The sequence below is a fragment of the Streptomyces shaanxiensis genome (genome assembly GCF_039537145.1).
Classification (GTDB): Bacteria; Actinomycetota; Actinomycetes; order Streptomycetales; family Streptomycetaceae; genus Streptomyces; species Streptomyces shaanxiensis.
Genome location: NZ_BAAAZY010000018.1, coordinates 42,910 through 63,211, shown reverse-complemented (window position 1 = coordinate 63,211; position 20,302 = coordinate 42,910). Strand labels below are relative to the sequence as shown.

Below are 20,302 nucleotides of genomic sequence, written 5' to 3'. Positions count from 1 at the left end.
CCGCGCGAGCCGTTGACGACCCACCCGACGAACCGGGCGCTGTGACACACCCGTTGAGGAGCGGAAAGACCATGAGCATCGGCGACACGCCGTCCACGAACGACCAGGAAGCGGCCGCGCTGCGGGAGGAGCTGCTGCGGAGCAGGCTGGCCGGCCGACGGAGTGGACGCCGAGCTCCGATCCCGCGCGTCCCGCGGGAGAAGGGGCTGCCGCTGTCGTTCGGACAGCAGCAGCTGTGGTTCCTCCACCGCATGGACCCCGCGAGCCCCGAGTACGCGGTACCGCTCGCGATGCGGCTGCACGGCACCCTCGACCCCGAGGCCCTGCGCGCCGCCCTGGCCCTGATCGTCGAGCGGCACGAGATCCTGCGCACCCGCTACACGCTGGCGGGGCGGGAGCCGCTCCAGGTCGTCGACGAGCCGAGCGCCCCGGAGCTGCCGGTCGCCGACCTCACGGACATGCCCGCAGCCGAGGCCCGCACCCGCGCCGAGGCCGACGCCGGCCACCCCTTCGACCTGGAACGCGAGTGGCCGGTCCGGCCCCGCCTCTACCGGCTCGGTGACGACGAGCACCTGCTCGTCGTCACCTTCCACCACATCGCCTGCGACGCCTGGTCGATGGGCGTCTTCGCCCAGGAACTCGGCGCCTTCTACACCGCGTACAGCACCGGTACGACCCCCACCCCGGACCCGCTGCCCGTGCAGTACGCCGACTACGCGTCCTGGCAGCGCGGCGAGCTCACCGGCGCCGCTCTGGAACGCCAACTCGCCTACTGGCGCGAGCAGCTGGCCGACCTCCCGGTGCTGGAGCTGCCCACCGACCGCCCGCGCCCCGCCCGTCGCGACCCGGCCGGTGACGCCGTCGCCTTCACGGTCCCCGCCGACCTCGCCCGACGCGTCACCGAGGTGGCCGGCGCCCACGGCGTCACCCGCTTCACCGTCCTGCTCACCGCCTACCAGCTCCTCCTCGCCCGCTACACCGGCACCACCGACATCCCGGTCGGCGTGACCGTCTCCGGCCGAAGCCGCCCCGAGCTCCAGCAGCTCATCGGCTACGGCATCAACGTGCTCGTCGCCCGCGCCAGTTGGCAGGACGACCCCACCTTCGCCGAGCTCCTCGCCGCCGGCCGCACCACGGTCCTGGACGCCTTCGACCACCAGGCCGTGCCGTTCGCCACCCTCGTGGACGAACTCCAGCCGGACCGCGACCTGTCCCGCACCCCGCTCTACCAGGCCGACTTCATCCTGCGCGAGCGACAGGCCCCCGACCTCGCGCTGCCCGGCCTCACGGTGACGCCCGAGACGGGCCACCGCATCGCCAAGACCGACCTCACCCTCGACGTCGCCGACGCCACGGACGGCCCGCTCGACGCCCGTCTGCTGTTCGCCACCGCCCTGTTCGACCGCACCACCGCCGACCGCATGGCAGGCCACTACCTGCGCCTCCTCGACGGCCTCACCGCCGCGCCCGAGGCCCGGGTCTCGACCGTCGAGATGCTCTCCGACGACGAGCGCGCCCTCCTCCTGGGCGCCTGGGCGGCCGGCGAGACCGTCGACCGCGGCGACGCCACCACCGTCGACCTGTTCACCCGGCAGGCCGCCGCCACCCCCGACGCGGTGGCGGTCAGGGCCGGCGGCGAAGAGCTGACGTATCGACAAGTGGACGAACGGGCCAACCAGATGGCCCACTACCTCCTGGAGAACGGCGTCGGCCCCGACACCCTCGTCGGCGTCTGCCTGGACCGCGACACCCACCTGGTGCCCGCCCTCCTCGGCATCTGGAAGGCCTCCGCCGCCTATCTCCCCCTCGACCCGAGCGTCCCGAGCGAACGCCTCGCGTACATGCTCACCGACACCGGAGCCGACCTCGTCCTCACCACCGGCGCCCACCTGCCCGCGCTGTCCGCCGTCCACCACGGCACCCTGACCGTCCTCGACCAGGACGCCTGGCTCATCGACGAACAGCCCACCACGCCACCGTCGCGCGCTGCCGACCCGCGCCAACTGGCGTACGTCATCTACACCTCGGGCTCCACCGGCCGCCCCAAGGGCGTGATGATCCACCACCGCGGCCTGGCCAACTACCTCTCCTGGACCACCGACGCCTACGCCGCCCAGGGCACCGGCGGCGCCCCCCTGTTCTCCTCCATCTCCTTCGACCTCGGCATCCCCGACCTCTTCACCCCCCTCATCACCGGCCGCCCGGTCACCCTGCTGCCCACCGACCTCGACACCGCCGCCCTCGGCAGCACGCTCGCCGCCCACGCCCCCTTCAGCTTCATCAAGCTCACCCCCGGCCACCTCGACCTCCTCACCCACCAGCTCACCCCCGCCCAGGCACGCGACCTCGCCGGCCTCGTCATCGCCGCCGGCGACAGCTTCACCACCGACCTGGTCGCCCGCTGGCGCGCCCTCGCCGGACCACAGGGCACCCGGCTGGCCACCGAGTACGGCCCGACCGAGATCACCATCGGCAACTCCGGCCAGATCATCGACACGCTCCCCGAGGGCGAACTGATCCCGCTCGGCGCCTCCATCCCCAACTCCCAGATGTACGTCCTCACGGACGACCTCCGCCCCGCCCCCACCGGCGTCGCAGGCGAGGTCTACATCGCCGGCGTCGGACTCGCCCGCGGCTACCTCGGCCGCCCCGACCTGACCGCCGAGAGGTTCCTCCCCGACCCGTACGGCCCGCCCGGCACCCGCCTCTACCGCACCGGCGACCTCGGCCGCTTCCTGCCCGACGGGTCCCTCGACTTCCTCGGCCGCATCGACAACCAGGTCAAGCTGCGCGGCTACCGCATCGAACTGGGCGAGATCGAGGCCCGTCTGCGCCAGCACCCGACCGTCGCGGAGGCCATCGCCGCCGTACGGCGCACGACCCACGGAGTGGAGCGCCTGGTCGCGTACGTCGTCACGGCCGACGGCACGGACCCCGACCAGCAGTCCCTGCGCGGCCACCTGTCGGCGGCCCTGCCCGACTACATGGTCCCCACCGGCTACGTCCGCATCGACGCCGTCCCCCTCACCCGCAACGGCAAGGTCGACCACCGCGCGCTCGCCGCCCTCGACCAGGGCTCCGAGGCCGGAACCGGCGGCACGGCGCCGCGCACTCCGGTCGAAGAGCGGCTGGCGGCGGTGTGGGCCGACGTCCTCGGCCTGGACGAACTCGGCGTCGAGGACAGCTTCTTCGCGCTCGGCGGCGACTCCATCGCTGCCGTACGCCTCGTGGGCGCCCTGCGCGAGGCCGGCCACGACGTCACCGTCCGCGATGTCTTCGAGCACCGTACGGTCGCCGACCTCGCGGTCCTGCTGGCCGGCCAGGAGACGGAGGCCGCGGGCTCACTGGTGTCCCGGGTGGCGCCGTTCGCGCTGATCGGCGACGAGAACCGGGCCGCTCTGCCGTCCGACGTGGTGGACGCGTACCCGCTGTCGCAGATCCAGACCGGCATGCTCGTCGAGATGCTGGCCGCCGGTCCCGGCACGAAGGACGTCTACCACAACGTCAACTCCTTCCGGGTGCCCGACGAGCACGCCTTCTCTCCCGAGGCCTTCCGGGCCGCCGTGGACACCGTCGTCGCCCGCCATGACGTCCTGCGCACGTCGATGCACCTGTCCGGCTACTCCCAGCCGCTGCAGCTCGTCCACGCCGAGGCACGGATCGGCGTGCAGACCCATGACGTGCGGACCCTCGGCGGCCCGGAGCGGGAACGGGCCGTGGCGGAGTACGTACGCGGCGAACGCGACCGCCACTTCGACCTCGCCACCGCGCCGCTGCTGCGGTTCGGCGTGCACATCGAGTCCCACACCGGCTGGTCCCTGACCCTCAGCCACTGCCACGCGGTGACGGAGGGCTGGACGCTCAACACGCTGCTGGTTGAGCTGCTGGAGTGCTATCGACGGCTGCGGGACGGTGGCGAGGCGCCGGACCACGAGGCGCCGTCCGTCCGGTACGCCGACTTCGTCGCGGCCGAGCTGGCGTCGGTGGCGAGCGAGGAGGACCGGGCCTTCTGGCGTGAGGTGACCGACGGGCACGTGCCGGTGCGGCTGCCGGAGGTATGGGGTGATCCGGAGGGCAGCGGCGCGGAGCGGCTCGGTCTGGAGATCCCGTTCGCGGATCTGGAGGGGCCGCTGCGGGAGTTGGCGCGGACGGCCGGGACATCGCTGAAGAGCGTGCTGTTGGCAGCGCATCTGAAGGTACTGTCCGCGCTGTCGCCGGAGGGGGCCTTCCACGCGGGGGTCGTCTACCACGGCCGTCTGGAGGCGCCGGGCGCGGAGCGCGTCCTGGGCATGCATCTCAACACCCTCCCGTTCCCCGCGACGTGCCCGACTTCGGGTACCTGGCGTGAGTGGGTGGAGCGGGTCTACGCCCAGGAGACCGAGATCTGGGCTCACCGGCGCTACCCCCTTCCCGCGATCCAGCGCGACTCCGGGGACGGTGACCGGCTCGTCTCCGTGCTGTTCGAGCACCAGGACTTCCGTCCGGCCGGCGCGGAGGCGTACGGCAGCGGTGCGTCCTGGGACGTCGGCGGCAACGAGTTTCCGCTGAACGTGGTGGCTGCCGACGGGGCTGTCCGGCTCGGGTCCACGACGGATGTGATCAGTCGGGAGAACCTGCGGCGGCTGGGGTCGATGTATCGGCGGGTGCTGGAGGCGATGGCGGGGGATCAGGAAGGGGGTGCCGGGGGCGCCTTCCTGCCCGAGGGGGAGTTCGATGCCGCCGCGGATGTGACCGCGTGGCGGTCTGGGCATGCGTTGGAGTTGTTTGCGGCGCAGGTGACGGCGGCTCCTGAGGGGGTGGCCGTTGTCTGTGGTGAGCAGGCCGTGACGTATGGGGAGTTGGAGGAGCGCTCGAACCGGCTGGCGCATCATCTGCGGGGTGCGGGTGGTGTGGTGCCGGGCGGTGTTGTGGGTCTGGCCCTGCACCGGACGCCGGATGTGCTGTTGAGCATGCTGGCGGTGTGGAAGGTGGGGGCGGCGTATCTGCCGATCGACCCCGCCCTGCCGGCGGAGCGTGCCGCCTATATGGCCGAGGACGCGGGGGCGACGCTGGTGGTCACCGATGACTACCTCGCGGGTGTGGAACTTGACCGTCTGCCCGCCGTCTTCGAGAGGGTGTCGGTGGATCCGGAGCAGGCGGCCTACGTCCTGTACACCTCGGGTTCGACCGGTCGGCCCAAGGGTGTGGTCATCAGCCATCGCGCGCTGCACAACCTGCTGGCCTCCCTGCGTGATCAGCTCGCCGCCGACCACGCGGGCGTGTGGCTGGCATCGACGTCGATCTCGTTCGACATCTCGGGGCTGGAGCTGCACCTGCCGCTGATCAGCGGTGGCCGTGTCGTCCTGGCCGGGGACACCGAGGCCAAGGACGCCACCGCGCTGATCGCGCTCACGGCAGCGCACGGCGTGACCCATGTGCAGGCGACCCCCTCGGGCTGGCGCCTCCTGCTGGCCGCCGGGTTCGACGACCGTGCCGTCACCGGCCTGGTCGGCGGTGAATCCCTGAACGGGGAGCTGGCTCGTGAACTCGGTTCGCGTGTAGGCCGGTTGGTGAACGTGTACGGCCCGACGGAGACGACCATCTGGTCCTCCGTCTGGGAGGTGCCGAACGCCCTCGACGGCGGCGTCTCCATCGGCGACCCGCTCGCCAACACGCAGCTGTACGTGCTGGATGCGCACGGTCGGCCGGTGCCGTCGGGTGTCGTCGGTGAGCTGTGCATCGCCGGCGACGGCCTGGCGCACGGCTACCACGGGCGTCCGGGGCTGACGGCGGAGAAGTTCGCGCCGAACCCGTACGGTCCTGCCGGTTCCCGCCTGTACCGCACCGGTGACCTGGCCCGTCGCCTGTCCGACGGCACCTTCGAGTGCCTGGGACGGATCGACAGTCAGGTGAAGGTGCGCGGCTACCGCATCGAACTCGGTGAGATCGAGGCACGCCTGCGCGAGCACCCCGACGTCACCGACGCCGTGGTCACCGTGCGCGAGGACCAGGCCGGGGACAAGACCCTGGTGGCGTACCTCGTCGGCGACGCCCCGGCGGATCTGCGCCGGTACCTCGGCGCCACGTTGCCCGAGTACATGGTCCCGGCGGCGTACGTGACCGTCGAGGCGATCCCGTTGACCAACAGCGGCAAGGTCGACCATCGGGCGTTGCCTGCCCCGGACCAGACCGCGTTTGCGGGCGGTCGTCGTACGGCTCCGCGCACGCCGTCCGAGGAGCGGCTGGCGGCGATCTGGGCGACCGTCCTGGAACAGGACGAGGTCGGTGTCGAGGACAGCTTCTTCGACCTCGGCGGTGACTCCATCCGGGCCGTGCGCCTGGTCGGCGCCCTGCGCGCCGCCGGCTACGACGTCGACGTACGCGCGGTGTTCGAGCACCGCACCATCGCCGCGCTGGCCATGCACGTGACGGGGGACAGCTCTGTCTCGCTGGTCGGCACGGTGGAGCCGTTCGCGCTCATTGGTGAGTCGGACCGGGCCGCGCTGCCGGCGGATGCGGTGGACGCGTATCCGCTGTCGCAGATCCAGACCGGCATGCTGGTGGAGATGCTGGCCGCGCAGGAGCAGGGCAGGTCGGCGTACCAGAACATCAACTCCTTCCGGATCCCGGACGACCGGCCGTTCTCGGCGGAGGCGTTCCGCGCGGCCGTCGAGCACATCACCCAGCGGCACGAAATGCTGCGTACGTCGATCGACTTCGTGCGGTACGGGCAGCCGCTGCAGGTGGTGCACTCCGGTGCGCGGGTCGGGCTGACCGTGACCGACGTGCGGGGGCGGGACTCCGAGCAGCGGCGGCGGGAGTTGGTGGCGTTCTTCGCCGCTGAGGAGGCCGCGGCGTTCGAGCTGTCCGACGCCCCGTTGATCCGTATGGCCGTGCATGTCGAGTCGGACGAGGCCTGGCGGATCACCTTCACGTACGTCCACGCCATCGCGGACGGCTGGAGCTACCACAGCCTCGTGATGGAGCTGCTGGACTGCTACCGGCGACTGCGGGACGGCGGTGAGGTCCCCGCGTACGAGGCGCCGGCCGTCCGGTACGCGGACTTCGTCGCCGCCGAGCTGGCCTCGCTGGACGGCGAGGCGGATCGCGCCTTCTGGCAGGACGTCGTCGAACGCCACACTCCCTTGCCGCTGCCGGACGCCTGGCGTGCGACGGCGACGGCGGCGGCCGGGGCGAGCGAGCCGCTGCGGTTGCGGGTCGACTACCAGGACCTGGAGCAGGGCCTGCGCGGGCTGGCCGCGCTGGCGCGGACCTCGCTGAAGAGCGTGCTGCTGGCCGCGCATCTGAAGGTGCTGTCGGCACTGACCGCCGAGGACGCCTTCCACACCGGCGTCGTCTACCACGGTCGGCTGGAGGCGCCGGGCGCCGAGCGGGTGCTGGGCATGCACCTCAACACCCTCCCGTTCCCGGCGACTCGGCCCTCATCCGGCACCTGGCGGGACCTGGTCGAGCGGGTCCACGTCCAGGAGACGGAGATCTGGGCGCACCGCCGCTACCCCCTGCCCGCCATCCAGCGCGACACCGGCGACAGCCGTCGGCTGATCCCGGTGATGTTCGACTTCCAGGACTTCCACCAGGTCGACACCGACTCGGTCGACGTCGCCTCCGGACTCGGCGCGGGCGTCAACGAGTTCGCGCTCGGCGTCGTCGCCACGGGCGGCGGGCTCGTCGTCAAGACGCACACCGGCGCCCTCAGCCGCGCGGGCGCCGAGCGGCTGACCTCGATGTACCGGCTCGTCCTGGAAGCCATGGCCGCCGATCCCGACGGCGACGCCACCGCCGCCTACCTACCCGATGTGGAGCAAACCCCAGTGTCCCGGCGCACCGAAGCGACCAGCACCGTGCTGACCCTCGAGACGTTCGTCAACCAGGCGTCGACGACTCCCGAGGCCGTGGCCGTGGTGTGGGGTGAACAGCGGCTCACCTACCGGGAGTTGGAGGAGCGGTCGAGTCGGCTGGCGCATCATCTGCGGAGTGCGGGTGGTGTGGTGCCGGGCGGTGTTGTGGGTCTGGCCCTGCACCGGACGCCGGATGTGCTGGTGAGCATGCTGGCGGTGTGGAAGGCGGGGGCGGCTTATCTGCCGATCGACCCCTCCCTGCCGGTCGAGCGTGCCGTCTATATGGCCGAGGACGCGGGGGCGACGCTGGTGGTCACCTATGACTACCTCGCGGGCGTGGACCTCGACCGTCTGCCCGCCGTCTTCGACACGGCCCCCGTCGATCCGGAGCAGGCGGCCTACGTCCTGTACACCTCGGGCTCGACCGGTCGGCCCAAGGGCGTCGTCATCAGCCACCGCGCCCTGTTCAACCTCCTGGCGTCCGTCCGGGACGACATCGGCACCGGGCGTCGGGATGCCTGGCTCGCCTCCACGTCGATCTCGTTCGACATCTCGGGGCTGGAGCTGCACCTGCCGCTGATCACCGGCGGACGTGTCGTCCTGGCCGACGACGCGGAGGCCAAGGACGCCACCGCGCTGATCGAGCTGATGGACCGGCAGCGGGTCACGCATGTGCAGGCCACGCCGTCGGGCTGGCGGCTGCTGCTGGCGGCGGGGTTCGACAACTACGCCGTGACCGCATTGACCGGCGGTGAGCCGATCTCGGCCGGGCTGGCCCGCGAGCTGATCACGCGGGTGCAGCGGCTGGTCAATGTGTACGGGCCGACGGAGACGACGATCTGGTCCTCGTTCTGGGACGTACCGGACTCGATGGACGCCGTCTCGATCGGCGGTCCGCTCGCCAACACGCAGCTTTACGTGCTGGATTCGCAGGGGCGCCCGGTGCCGGACGGGATCACGGGTGAGCTGTGCATCGCCGGTGACGGCCTGGCGCACGGCTACCACGGGCGTCCGGGGCTGACGGCGGAGAAGTTCACGCCGAACCCTTACGGGCCCCCCGGCTCCCGGCTGTACCGCACCGGTGACCTGGCCCGCCGCCTGTCCGACGGCACCTTCGAGTGCCTGGGCCGGATGGACAGCCAGGTCAAGGTCCGCGGCTACCGCATCGAGCTGGGCGAGATCGAGTCACGGCTGCGGGAGCACCCCGCCGTGACCGATGCCGTGGTCGTGGCCCGTGCGGACGAGGCCGGGGACAAGAGCCTGGTGGCCTACGTCGTCGGTGCGGCGGACGCTGCCCCGCTGCGGGAGCACCTCGGCGAGGCGCTGCCCGACTACATGGTCCCGGCGGCCTACGTGGCCATCGACGCGATCCCGCTGACCAACAGCGGCAAGGTCGACCAGCGTGCCCTGCCCGCCCCCGGCCAGGACGCCTTCTCCGGTGGCCGGCACCTCGCTCCCCGGACCCCGGACGAGGAGCGGCTCGCCGCCGTCTGGCGCGAGATCCTCGGGCTGGACCGCGTCGGCGTCGAGGACAGCTTCTTCGACCTCGGCGGCGACTCCATCCGCGCCATCCGCCTCGTCGGCGCCCTGCGCGCCGCCGGGTACGACATCGGCGTACAGGACGTCTTCGAGCAGCGGACCGTCGCCGAACTCGCCCGGGTGATGGCGGGGCAGGACACCGGCGCGTCGCTGACCGAGGCGGTCGCCCCCTTCGCGCTCATCGGCGACGAGGACCGGGCCGCCCTGCCGGCCGACGTGGTGGACGCGTATCCGCTGTCGCAGATCCAGACCGGCATGCTCGTCGAGATGCTGGCCCGCCCGGACAGCGGCCTGTACTACAACATCAACTCGTTCCGGATCCCCGACGAGCGTCCGTACGCGGTGGACACGCTGCGCGCGGCGGTGCGCTCGGTCGTCCAGCGGCATGACGTCCTGCGGACGTCCATCGCCATGACCGGCTACTCGCAGCCCCTGCAGCTGGTGCACGCCACCGCCGACGTACCGGTCGCCACACACGACTGGCGCGGCCTGGACAGGGCCGAACAGGAGCGACTGGGGCGGGAGTTCGTGACCCGCGAACGGTCCGAGCCGTTCGACCTGACCACCGCCCCGCTGCTGCGGTTCGCGGTGCATGTGGAGTCCGACACCGCCTGGCGGCTCACCCTCAGTCACTGCCACGCCGTCACCGACGGCTGGACCGTCAACTCCCTGCTGACCGAGGTGCTCGACACCTACCGACGCATCCAGAACGGCGACGACGGGACGACGGAACCCGCCCCGCTCGCCGTGCGCTACGCCGACTTCATCGCAGCCGAACTCACGGCACTCGCGTCGACCGAGACCCGCGCCTTCTGGTCCGACGTCGTCGCCCATGCCGCGCCGACGGTCCTTCCTGCGAACTGGGCGGCAACGGACGGCAGTTCGGCGGAGCGGCACTGGTCCCGCGTCCCCTTCGCGGACCTGGAACCGGGCCTGCGCCGCCTGGCGACCCGAGCCGGCGGCTCCCTGAAGAGCGTGTTGCTGGCGGCGCACCTGAAGGTACTGTCGACGCTGACGGCGGAGGAGGCCTTCCACACGGGTGTCGTGTACCACGGTCGCCTTGAGGCCCCGGACGCCGAGCGCGTCCTGGGCATGCACCTCAACACGCTGCCGTTCCCGGCGACTCGGCCCTCCTCCGGCACCTGGCTGGCCTTCGTCGAGAAGGTGTTCGCCCAGGAGGCGGACATCTGGGCCCACCGCCGCTACCCGCTCCCCGTCATCCAGCGGGACTCGGGCGCCGGCGACCGCCTGCTCACCATCCTGTTCGACTTCCAGGACTTCCACCAGGTCGACACCGAGGCCGTCGACGTCGAGGCCAACCTCGGCGACGGCGTCAACGAGTTCGCCCTCAGCGCGATCGCGTCCGGCGGTCACCTCAACCTCGGCACGACCACGGATGTCGCGAGCCGGGAGAACGTAGCGCGTCTCGCGTCGATGTACCGGCGGGTCCTGGAGGCCATGGCCGCCGATCCGGACGGGGACGCGGGGGCCGTGTACCTGCCGGAGGGCGAGGAAGAGCGCCTGCTGGGTGAGTGGGGTGCCGGCGCGACCGTAGAGGTACCGGTCGGTCGGCGGGTGCACGAGGCGTTCGCCGAGCAGGCCGCCCGGACACCGGAGCGTACGGCCGTGGTGTGCGGGGACGTTCGACTGACGTATGCCGACGTCGACGCGCGGGCGAACCGTCTTGCTCATCATCTGCGGGAACTGGGCGCGGGGCCTGACATGTTGGTCGGGCTGTCGTTGGAGCGGGGGATCGATCTGATTCCGTCGCTGTTGGGTGTGCTGAAGTCGGGTGCGGCGTATCTGCCGTTGGATCCGGCGAACCCGGACGAGCGGCTGGCGACGATCCTGGAGGACGCTGCCGCACCGATTCTGGTGACGCAGCGGAGTCTGGTCGATCGGCTGTCGTCCTTCGCCGGGCGCCTGGTCGTGATCGACGAGGATGGGGATCGGGCGGCGATCGATGCGCGTCCGTCCACGGTGCCGGTGGTCGAGGGCACGCCGGATGACCTGATCTACGTGATCTACACGTCGGGTTCGACGGGCAAGCCGAAGGGTGTCGGCCTGAGCCACGCCAACGTCCTGCGGCTGTTCAGCAGCAGTGAGCGGCACTACGGCTTCGGTGCGGATGATGTGTGGCCGCTGTTCCACTCGTACGCCTTCGACGTCTCGGTGTGGGAGATGTGGGGCGCCCTGCTGCACGGCGGCACGCTGGTCGTGGTGCCCGCGCAGGTGACCCGGTCGCCGGAGGAGTTCCTGGAGCTGCTGGTCGAGGAGCGGGCGACGATTCTGTGCCAGACGCCGACCGCCTTCCGGTCGCTGACCGCGCTGGCGGGGGAGGGCGATCCGCGGGTCGACCAACTCGCCCTGCGGGCGGTCGTCTTCGCCGGTGAGCGGCTGGATCTGAGTGAGCTGCGTCCCTGGACCGACCGGGTGGGTGTGGAGCGTCCGGCGCTGGTGAACATGTACGGCATCACCGAGACGACCGTGCACTCCACCTACCACCGCATCACCGACGAGGACCTGGCCCACCCGGCGCTCAGCCCGGTCGGCTACCCCCTCGCCGACACGGCCATTCATTTGCTGGACGCACAGGGCCGGTTGGTGCCCGTCGGGGTTCCGGGGGAGATCCATGTCTCCGGTCCGGCGGTGTCGCGCGGGTATCTCGGACGCCCCGAGCTGACGGCCGAGCGGTTCGTGCCGAACCCGTTCGGGCCGGCCGGTTCGATGCTGTACCGCAGCGGTGACCTGGCCCTGCGGCGTCCGGACGGCAGCCTGGAGTCCCTGGGCCGTATCGACAAGCAGGTCAAGATCCGCGGCTACCGGATCGAGCTCGGCGAGATCGAGACCCGGCTGCGTGAGCACGCGGCGATCAAGGACGCCGTGGTCGTGGCGCGCGAGCGCCAGGCCGGGGAGAAGTCCCTGGTCGCCTACCTCGTGGGCATGACACCGGGGTCGGCCGAAGTGAGCGAGCTGCGCGGGTACTTGAGCGTCTCGCTGCCGGACTACATGGTCCCGTCGGCCTTCGTCGCCCTCGACGCCATCCCGCTGACCACCAACGGCAAGCTCGACCACCGTGCCCTGCCCGCCCCCGACCAGGCCGCCTACACCGGTGGCCGGCGCGTGGCGCCGCGGACGCCGGTCGAGGAGCGGCTGGCCGAGGTGTGGGCCGGTGTCCTGGACCTGGAGGAGGTCGGCGTCGAGGACAGCTTCTTCGAGGTCGGCGGTGACTCGATCCGCGTGGTGCGTCTGGTGGGCGCGCTGCGGGCCGCGGGCTACGACGTCGAGGTGCGCGAGGTCTTCGAGCACCGCACGATCGCCGCTCTCGCTGCCCTGGCCGAGGGGCGGTCGGCCGCCGAGGTGACGGCGGCGGTGGAGCCGTTCGCGCTGATCAGCGTGGACGACCAGGCCGCTCTGCCGGCGGACGCGGTGGACGCGTATCCGCTGTCGCAGATCCAGACCGGCATGGTCGTGGAGATGCTGGCCGCACGGGACGAGGGCCGGGATGTCTACCACAACATCAACTCGTTCCGGATCCCCGACGAGCGGCCGCTGGACGCGGAGGTTCTGCGGCGCGCGGTGGACACCGTCGTCGCCCGTCACGACATCCTGCGCACCTCGGTGCATCTGGGCGGTTACTCGCAGCCGCTGCAAGTGGTCCACGGCCAGGTCGAGTTGACTGTGAACGTCGAGGACCTGCGTGGGCGGGACGTCGCTGCCGCGGGGGAGGAGTTCGCGGCGCGTGAACGGGCCCGCGGCTTCGACCTGGGCGCAGCACCGCTGATGCGGATCTGCGCGCACGTCGAGTCGGACGACGCCTGGCGGCTGACGGTCAGCCACTGCCATGCGGTGACCGAGGGCTGGACGCTCAACACGTTCCTGATGGAACTCCTCGACGTCTACGAGCAGTTGGCGGACGGTGGCGAGGTGGTCGCCTCCTACGAGGCACCGTCCGTCCGGTACGCCGACTACATTGCAGCCGAACTCGCCTCGCTGGACAGCGAGGACGACCGTGCCTTCTGGCAGAACGTCGTCGGCAGCCACACGGCACTCCGCCTACCCACGACCTGGGCCGACGCCAACGGCGACAACGGCGACCGCTACTGGGTACAGGCCCCCTTCGGCGACCTCGAAGACGGCCTTCAGCAGCTGGCGGAACGAGCAGGTGCCTCGCTGAAGAGCGTGCTGCTCGCGGCGCATCTCAAGGTGCTGTCGATGCTGACGGCGGAGGAGGCCTTCCACACGGGTGTCGTGTACCACGGTCGGCTCGAGGCCCCGGATGCCGAGCGTGTGCTGGGCATGCACCTCAACACGCTGCCGTTCCCGGCGACTCGGCCCTCCTCCGGCACCTGGCTGGCCTTCGTCGAGAAGGTGTTCGCCCAGGAGGCGGACATCTGGGCCCACCGCCGCTACCCGCTCCCCGCCATCCAGCGGGACTCGGGCGAGACCCAGCGCCTCGTCACCACCCTCTTCGACCACCAGAACTTCCACCAGGTCGACACCGACGTCGTCGACACGGCGTCGACCCAGGACGCGGGCGGCAACGAGTTCGCGCTGAGCGCGATCGCGGCCGGCGGCAACATCAACCTCGGTTCGACGACCCAGGTCATCAGCCGCGAGGACATGCGGCGCCTGGCGTCGATGTACCGGCGGGTTCTGGAGGCGATGGCCGCCGATCCGGACGGGGACGCGGGTGCCGTGTACCTCCCGGAGGGCGAGCAGGAGCGCTTGCTCGGCGAGTGGTGTGCCACCGTCGAGCTGCCGGTCGGCCGGCGGGTGCACGAGGCGTTCGCCGAGCAGGCCGCCCGTACGCCCGACCACACTGCTGTGACCTGCGGCGACCACCGTCTGACGTACGCCGAACTGGACGCGCGGGCCAACCGCCTCGCCCACCACCTGATCGGCCTCGGCGCCGGTCCCGACACACTGGTCGGGCTGTCGTTGGAGCGGGGGATCGATCTGATTCCGTCGCTGTTGGGTGTGCTGAAGTCGGGGGCGGCGTATCTGCCGTTGGATCCGGCGAACCCGGACGAGCGGCTGGCGACGATCCTGGAGGACGCTGCCGCACCGATCCTGGTGACGCAGCGGAGTCTGGTCGATCGAATGTCGTCCTTCAGCGGACGCCTGGTGGTTGTGGATGACGACCGGGCGGCGATCGACGCCTGCCCATCCACGGTGCCGATGGTCGAGGGCACGCCGGACGACCTCATCTACGTGATCTACACGTCGGGTTCGACGGGCAAGCCGAAGGGTGTCGGCCTCAGTCACGCCAACGTCCTGCGGCTGTTCAGCAGCAGTGAGCAGCACTACGGCTTCGGCGCTGACGACGTATGGCCGCTGTTCCACTCGTACGCCTTCGACGTCTCGGTGTGGGAGATGTGGGGCGCCCTGCTGCACGGCGGCACGCTGGTCGTGGTGCCCGCGCAGGTGACCCGGTCGCCGGAGGAGTTCCTGGAGCTGCTGGTCGAGGAGCGGGCGACGATTCTGTGCCAGACGCCGACCGCCTTCCGGTCGCTGACCGCGCTGGCGGGGGAGGGTGATCCGCGGGTCGACCAACTCGCCCTGCGGGCGGTCGTCTTCGCCGGTGAGCGGCTCGATCTGAACGAGCTGCGTCCCTGGACCGACCGGGTCGGGATCGAGCGTCCGGCGCTGGTGAACATGTACGGCATCACCGAGACGACCGTGCACTCCACCTACCACCGCATCACCGACGAGGACCTGGCCCACCCGGCGCTCAGCCCGGTCGGGTACCCGTTGGCCGACACCGCCATCCATCTCCTCGACGCCCGCGGACACCTCGTCCCGGTCGGCGTTCCGGGGGAGATCCATGTCTCCGGTCCAGCGGTGTCCCGCGGCTATCTCGGGCGCCCGGAGCTGACCGCCGAGCGGTTCCTCCCCGACCCGTACGGGCCGGCCGGATCCCGCCTCTACCGCAGTGGTGACCTGGCCCTGCGGCGCCCGGACGGGAGTCTGGAGTCGCTCGGCCGTATCGACAAGCAGGTCAAGATCCGCGGCTACCGGATCGAGCTCGGCGAGATCGAGACCCGGCTGCGTGAGCACCCGGCCGTGCGGGGTGCCGTGGTCGTGGCCCGGGAGAGCCAGGCCGGCGAGAAATCCCTGGTGGCGTACGTCGTCGGAGACGCGGACGCGGCCTCGTTGCGGGAGCATCTCGCGCCCGTCCTGCCGGACTACATGGTCCCGGCTGCGTACGTCGCCATCGACGCGATCCCGCTGACCACCAACGGCAAGCTCGACCACCGCGCGCTGCCCGCCCCGGACCAGGCCGCCTACACCGGTGGCCGGCACATCGCTCCCCGTACGCCTGCCGAGGAGCGGTTGGCCGCGGTGTGGCGGGAGATCCTCGACGCGGTCGAAGTCGGTGTCGAGGACAGCTTCTTCGAGGTCGGCGGTGACTCCATCCGGGCCGTCCGGCTCGTGGGCGCGCTGCGGGCCGCCGGGTACGACATCGACGTACGGGAGATCTTCGAGCACCGCACGATCGCGGCGCTCGCCGCGCGGCTGTCAGGACAGGGCGGGGGTGCCTCGCTGATCCGTGCCGTGGAGCCGTTCGCGCTCGTGTCGGCCGAGGACCGTGCCGCGCTGCCCGCGGACGTGGTGGACGCGTATCCGCTGTCGCAGATCCAGACCGGCATGCTCGTGGAGCTGCTCCGGGCCGGTGAGCTGCACACGTACCACAATCTGACGTCCTTCCGGATCCCCGACGAGCACGCCTTCTCGGTGGAGGACTTCCGGGCGGCAGTGGACGCCGTCGTCGCGCGTCACGACATCCTGCGTACGTCGATGCATCTGGACGGCTTCTCGCAGCCGTTGCAGCTCGTCCACGCCACGGCCGTCCTGCCCGTGACCGTGCATGACTGGCGGGGTCTGGACGCCGCCGAACAGCGGCGGCTCGGCCGGGTGTACGCGGACGAGGACCGGACCGCCGGCTTCGACCTGGGCCGTGCGCCGCTGCTGCGGATCGGCGTCCAGCTGGAGTCGGACACCGCCTGGCGGCTGACGCTGAGCCACTGCCACGCGGCGACCGAGGGCTGGAGCTACCACTCCCTGCTGATGGAGATCCTCGACTGCTACCGCGACCTGCGGGACGGTCGTGAGCCGGCGGCGTTCGAGGCGCCCGCCGTGCGGTACGCCGACTTCGTCGCGGCCGAACTCGCCTCCCTGGCGAGCGACGACGACCGTGCCTTCTGGCAGGACGTGGTGCGCGGGCACGCCCCGCTGACGCTGCCCGACACCTGGGCCGACGAGGACGGCCACGCCGGTGACCACCACCGTGTGTACGTGCCGTTCGCCGACCTGGAGGAGGGCCTCGGACGACTGGCGGCCCGTGCGCGTACGTCGCTGAAGAGCGTGCTGCTGGCGGCCCACCTGAAGGTGCTGTCGACGGTGACGACGGAGGACGCCTTCCACACCGGTGTCGTCTACCACGGTCGGCTCGAAGCTCCGGACGCCGAGCGCGTGCTGGGCATGCACCTCAACACCCTTCCGTTCCCGGCCGGTCGGCCCTCGGGCAGCTGGCGTGAGCTGGTCGAGCGGGTCTACGCCCAGGAGACGGACATCTGGGCCCACCGCCGCTACCCCCTGCCCGCCATCCAGCGCGACACAGGCGAGTCCCAGCGGCTGATCTCCGTCCTCTTCGAGCACCAGAACTTCCACCAGGTCGACCGCGACGCCGTGGACGTCGACGCCGGCCTCAACTCGTCGCCGAACGAGTTCGCGCTGAGCGTGGTCTCCGGCGACGGCCGGTTCAACCTCGGCACGTCCACCGACGTACTCGGCCGGGCAGCGCTGCGCCGCCTCGGCGACCTGTACCGGCAGGTGCTGGAGGCCATGGCCGCGGACCCTGACGGGGACGCCACGGTGGTGCCCCTCGCCCAGGACGAGCTGACGCGGCTGCTCGCCGACTGGAACTCCACCGACGAGCAGGCGGACGGCCAGCCGGTCGAGCGGTGCGTGCATGAGGCGTTCGCCGCCCAGGCCGCCCGTACGCCCGACCACACCGCCGTGACCTGCGGTGACCGCCATCTGACGTACGCCGAACTCGACGAGCGGGCCAACCGGCTCGGGCACCGGCTGCGCGACCTCGGCGCCGACCGGGGCACGGTCGTCGCCGTCCTCCTGGACCGCGACCTCGACCTGATGCCGACCCTGCTCGGCGTGCTGAAGTCGGGCGCCGCCTATGTGCCGCTCGACCCGCACAACCCCGACGACCGCCTCGTCCACATCCTGACCGACGCGCGGGCCGGGATCCTGGTCAGCGCGAGCGGGCTCGCGGACCGGGTGACGGACGCCTTCGAGGGCGAGCTGATCCTCGTCGACACCGAACACGCAGATGCTTGGCCGGCCACCGCGCCCGAGCCGCTGACCGGGCCCGACGACCTGGCCTACGTGATCTACACGTCCGGTTCGACGGGCACGCCCAAGGGCGTCGGCGTCAGCCACGCCAACGTGCTGCGGCTGTTCCGCGCGACCCGCGAGCAGTTCGCGTTCGGCGACACCGACGTCATGACGCAGGCCCACTCGTACGCCTTCGACGTGTCCGTCTGGGAGATGTGGAGCGCCCTGCTGCACGGCGGCCGTCTCGTCGTCGTCCCCACGGACGTCAGCCGCTCGCCGGAGGAGTTCCTCGACCTGCTCGTCGCGGAACAGGTCACCGTGCTGCTCCAGACCCCGACGGCGTTCCGCGCCCTCAGCGCGCCCGCCGACGACGGCGACCCCCGGTTCGACCGGCTCGCCCTGCGCCTGGTCGGCTTCGGCGGCGAGAAGCTGGAGACGGCCGAACTGCGGCCGTGGGTGGACCGGATGGGCCTCGAGAAGCCGGTGCTGGTCAACCTCTACGGCCCGACCGAGACGACGATGCACGCCTGCTACCACCGCATCGGCGCCGACGACCTCGCCCACCCGGCCCGCAGCGTCATCGGTCACCCCCTGTCCGACCTGCACGCCCACATCCTCGACCCGCACGGTCGCCTCGTGCCCGTCGGCGTGCCCGGCGAGCTGTACGTCGGCGGCCCCGGTGTCGCCCGCGGCTACCTCGGCCGGCCCGCGCTGACCGCGGAACGCTTCGTGCCCGACCCGTACGGGCCCGCCGGAGCGCGCCTGTACCGCACCGGCGACCTGGCCCGCCGACTGCCCGACGGCTCCCTGGACTTCCTCGGGCGCATCGACAGCCAGGTGAAGGTCCGCGGCTACCGCATCGAACTCGGCGAGATCGAGGCACGGCTGCGCGAGCACCCGGCGGTGCGCGACGCCGTCGTGACCCTCACCGAGCCCGTCCCCGGCCACAAGGCCCTCACCGGCTACGTGGTCCCGGCCGGCCCCGCGCCGACCGCCGAGGAACTGCGGGACCGCCTCGCCGACGCCCTGCCCGACTACATGGTCCCGGCGGCCTTCGTCACCATCGACACCGTCCCGCTCACCACCAACGGCAAGCTCGACCACCGCGCCCTGCCCCTCCCCGACCGCGACGCCTTCGCCACCGCCCACCGGGTGGCACCCAGGACTCCGGTCGAGGAGCGGCTCGCGGCGGTGTGGGCCGACGTACTGGACCTGGAGGAGGTCGGCGTCGAGGACAGCTTCTTCGAGGTCGGCGGTGACTCCATCCGGGCCGTCCGGCTCGTGGGCGGTCTGCGGGCCGCCGGGTACGACGTCGAGGTACGGGAGATCTTCGAGCACCGGACGATCGCCGCGCTCGCCGTCCTGGTCGACGGTCGCTCGGCCGCTTCGGCGACCGAGGCCGTGGAGCCGTTCGCGCTGATCTCGGACGAGGACCGCGCTTCGGTGCCGGCGGACGCGGTGGACGCGTATCCGCTGTCGCAGATCCAGACCGGCATGGTCGTGGAGATGCTGGCCGCGCGGGGTGAGGGCCGGGATGTCTACCACAACATCAACTCGTTCCGGATCCCCGACGAGCGGCCGCTGGACGTCCATGCCCTTCAGCAGGCGGTGGACATCGTCGTCGGCCGTCACGACATCCTGCGCACCTCGGTGCATCTGGACGGTTTCTCGCAGCCGTTGCAGGTGGTGCACGCCCGGGTCGAGTCGGCCGTGGAGGTCGTCGACCTGCGCGGGCAGGACGTCGCCGCGGCCGGTGCGGAGTTCGCGGCCCGTGAGCGGGCTCGCGGCTTCGAGCTGACCGGTGCTCCGCTGATGCGGTTCTGCGCGCACGTGGAGTCGGAGGACGTCTGGCGTCTGACGGTCAGCCACTGCCACGCGGTGACCGAGGGGTGGACGCTCAACACGTTCCTGATGGAACTCCTCGATGTATACGGGCAGTTGAGGGACGGCCGTGAGGTGTCGGCGTCGTACGAGGCGCCGTCCGTCCGCTACGCCGACTACATCGCGGCCGAACTCGCCTCCTTGGCGAGCGACGACGACCGCGCCTTCTGGCAGAACGTCGTCGGCACCCACACCCCGCTGCGTCTCCCGGCCACCTGGGCCGACGAGGACGGCACCCCGGACGACTTTCACTGGGCGCACGCACCGTACGCCGACCTGGAGGACGGACTCCGGCGGCTGGCCACGCAGGCGCGTACGTCGCTGAAGAGCGTGCTGCTGGCGGCGCATCTGAAGGTGCTGTCGACGGTGACGACCGAGGACGCCTTCCACACGGGTGTCGTCTACCACGGTCGGCTCGAGGCCCCGGATGCCGAGCGCGTCCTGGGCATGCACCTCAACACGCTGCCGTTCCCGGCGACTCGACCCACCGGAACCTGGCACGAACTGGTCGGGCGGGTCTACGCCCAGGAGACCGACATCTGGGCCCACCGCCGCTACCCCCTCCCCGCCATCCAGCGGGACTCGGGCGAGACCCAGCGCCTCATCACCACCCTCTTCGACCACCAGAACTTCCACCAGGTCGACACCGACGTCGTCGACACGGCGTCGACCCAGGACGCGGGCGGCAA

1 protein-coding gene is annotated in these 20,302 nt (G+C 71.4%); it reads left to right on the top strand.

The features are described 5' to 3' along the window. Positions 1-71 precede the first annotated feature (71 nt). On the top strand, positions 72-20,302 hold a 20,231-nt coding region (locus ABD932_RS30345), incomplete at its 3' end, for an amino acid adenylation domain-containing protein (RefSeq protein ID WP_345017459.1).